General features: G+C 40.5%; 2 protein-coding genes. One reads left to right on the top strand and one right to left on the bottom strand.

Translation table 11 applies throughout. The features are described from left to right. The coding region (locus EI28_RS14195; RefSeq protein WP_155937429.1) for a hypothetical protein at positions 1-1,038 on the bottom strand (1,038 nt) is incomplete at its 3' end. A gap of 161 nt (positions 1,039-1,199) precedes the next feature. Between EI28_RS14195 and EI28_RS14200 the strand changes: the two genes are divergently transcribed. Then, the coding region (locus EI28_RS14200; protein WP_155937431.1) for a hypothetical protein at positions 1,200-2,018 on the top strand (819 nt) is incomplete at its 3' end.

Raw genomic sequence — 2,018 nt, forward strand, 5'->3', positions numbered from 1 at the left:
GGATAATAAGAGATCAATAACCTCTGACAATACTCTCCCACTAACGTCAACATTCAGATAGTCACTAACGATTGTGGAGAAGTCCGCGCAATTCTCAACAAATTGGCCCTTTGAAAGGCCTCCCGGGCACTCCTCTAAAGAATAGATGAATGACGTCAGGATCTGCTCTAAAACAAGAGTGAAAAACTCGTGAAACTGAAAGGATCTCCACTGCTCCATCACTTCTAAAATCAAATGGTTGGGAGGCTGGTATTCAACAAGGTTTCCATCATTAACCGACTGACCATAATACACGATACTTCTGAAGTCATCATCAGTTACACTATACCCTAGTTTAGAATAGTAATCTACCAAATTCAAGATTAAGCAGAGTGTTGCCATCCGGGATGTTGGGTTGACCGATTCATACTGATTGGGGCCGAAAAAGACATCACAAAAGATCTTCTGTTCGTCCTTAAACTGACTCATCCTCAAGTGAGAACACATTTCCCCGTATTCCTTCAGCACTCTGAACTCAATGGCAGTCTTTCCAAGGTTTTCCCTGAAATACTCGGTGTCGCGTATGCTCTTCTCAAAAGCATCAGCCATCTCTCTCCCTTTGTCAGATAGAATCACTCTTGAGGAGTTCCCAAGGATTAAACCTAATCTTTCCATTGGTGATCGGTAATACTGTTTAAACCCTCCAGAGGGGTGTTTTAATACAGAAAAATCTACAGGGACAATATTGTTCTCCTCACTACGAGATTTTTGAATTGCCCCAACCCCACGATTGTTTCCAATTGGGCCTTTTGCACCGGGAAAATTATCCTCTGCGTCCAAGAGCGATCCAATAACGTATGCAGCCTCATGCTGGGCAACCCGCGTAAAAAATTGTGCTTTGTCCACATCCTCAAGTGCGCGGGCAACGGCCCAACAATAGAAACCATAATTACGGCCACGATTTGTCATGACTGTTATACCAGGTAACAGGTTCCCAACAATATAATCTGATACCCGTGACAGTCCTAACGGATCAAGGGCTCTAGGAGTCAATTTCATCTCTTTTGTCCACAGAGGCAGCAACATCAAAAATCACTTTACGATCTGTTTCTCAACAGAGTCCTTTCTAAAACGGCTTATTTTAATTAATCGATACTGTTCTAACAGGATAAAAGAGAAAAGTTTTTGCCTGAATGCTCATCCAATTAAATCGATGGCGAATGAAACTGAGTAAGCATGTCCGTTCGCATTTAGCGATGATGATTTGTGGGGACAAACCGTATAAAAAAGTATTTCCATATCGAAATTCGTCACAATTGACTTCTTTCTTTGAGAATCTGGGCTTAAATTATAAGCACGATGATAGCCTCAGAAGGCTATGGGTTTCTGGCGTTTTAGCAGAACTGGATGTAAATTCTAACGAAAACGACGATTCGCTTTCGCCTGAACTTATAGCGGTGATTAAAGCACTGGTTAATCCTGATTACTATTGCGATCCATACTCAAATTTAGATAAAGCAAAGAAACAACTGAAAACACTACTTGATGATAACAATATTGCCGTTCCTTTTAACGGCGATCTTTTAGAGGTAAACCGTAATAGAAAACGAAAAAATAGATCCGCATCAAGTCAAAGTAATGAAAAACAAGATGATTGCCTGCGTATCATCCCAAGATTTTTCAAATTGCCAAAGAAGTCTGTTGATCAAGACCAGGTATCTGTAATGATGCCATTTTCAAAAGATTTTCAAGGAGTATACGATGCAATTCGATCTGCCTGCGCAAGTGCGGATTTTAATTCTCGAAGAGTCGATGAAGTCTGGAACAACTCTGAAATTGTTCAAGATATATTCGAGCTGATTTTCACATCGGCCATAGTAATTGCAGATTTTTCTCAAAGAAATCCAAACGTTTTCTACGAGGTCGGGATAGCACATACATTAGGGAAAGAGGTAATTCCAATTGCTCAAAATGAAGGTGATATCCCATTCGATCTACATCATCACCGGGTCTTGTTATATCATAACAATAACGAAGGG

The organism is Methanoculleus sp. MH98A, from assembly GCF_000691865.1.
In the GTDB taxonomy this organism is placed as follows: Archaea; Halobacteriota; Methanomicrobia; order Methanomicrobiales; family Methanoculleaceae; genus Methanoculleus.